Consider the following 1,271-nt stretch of genomic DNA (forward strand, 5'->3'; position numbering starts at 1 on the left):
TGTGGTTATTTTATGATAATGTCACCTTGTAGACTATCGTGATAAAATGTCACTATGGGGAATGAGGTGCGTTATCTAATGTCTCAAGAACAACTAAAAAGATACACTGTTATTCAAAAGACTCTTGAAGGTATTATGACTGTCAAGGAGGCAGCGGAGGTTTTAGGCCTAAGTGCACGCCAGGTAATACGCCTGAGAAAAGGAGTGAGGGAAATTGGAGCTTGTGCACTTATTCATAAAAATCAAGGTCGTAAACCCGTTCATGCCATCCCAGAGGAACTCAAACAAAAAATTATCAATCTTAAAATGTCTGATGTTTACAAAGACGCCAATTTCAAACATTTTCAAGAGCTTCTTGATAGGGTTGAAAACATCAAGTTAAGTTATTCTGCCCTTTATGGTATTCTCAGCGGCGCTGGTATCAAAAGCCCTAAAAAGAAAAGGCGCTTTAAACCTCATCGACGCCGCAAGAGAAAGCCTCAGATAGGCCTTTTAATTCAGATGGATGCTACCCCGTATGATTGGCTCGGTGATGGCAGTAAGTATGCCCTACACGGCGCTATAGATGATGCCACGGGTAATATCGTTGGCCTTTATATGACTAAAAATGAATGCCTTCAAGGATATTTTGAGACTTGCCGCTATATGATTTTAAATTTTGGTATACCTGTCAGTTTATATTGTGACAGACATGCTATTTTCCTGTCTACCAAGGCCGGCAAGCTCTCTATTGAGGAGCAATTGGAAGGTAAAGTTTGTAATGATACTCAATTCCAAAGAGCCATGAAGGAGCTCGGTGTTACTATAATTCCTGCAAGATCACCCCAGGCTAAGGGGCGGATAGAGCGCCTTTGGAATACTCTGCAGTCTCGTCTGCCTGTGGAGTTTAAGATAGCAGGGATAAAAACTATCGATGAGGCTAATGAATTTCTTAAAGGCTATATACATGAGTTCAACAGGATATTTTCCGTTGAGCCTCAAAAGGCTGAGTCTGCTTTCCGCCCTCTTCCTGAAGGTGTTGACCTTGACTGTATCCTTTGCGTTAAGCAAAAAAGAAAGGCCGATAATGGCGGCGTGTTCTCTTTCTACGGTAAGCAGTTCAAGATCATTCAAAAAGAAAACCAGCCTTCCATTCCGGCCCATACAACTGTTAATGTCTTTATTAGTAGTATAACAGGTGTATGGGTGGAATACAATGGGAGAATTTATGAAACTGTGCCATTTGTTAAGCCAAAAAAGTTTGCTGCCGGTGATAGCCCTAAAGAACCGAA

General features: G+C 41.4%; 1 protein-coding gene. It reads left to right on the forward strand.

Annotated elements, in window-relative coordinates:
* Positions 1 to 66: 66 nt before the first annotated feature.
* Positions 67 to 1,271 (forward strand): ISNCY family transposase (locus tag FWJ32_RS13180; protein WP_203227784.1); only part of this gene is annotated, 1,205 nt, incomplete at its 3' end.

It is taken from the genome of Calorimonas adulescens, from assembly GCF_008274215.1.
Taxonomy (GTDB): Bacteria; Bacillota; Thermoanaerobacteria; order Thermoanaerobacterales; family UBA4877; genus Calorimonas; species Calorimonas adulescens.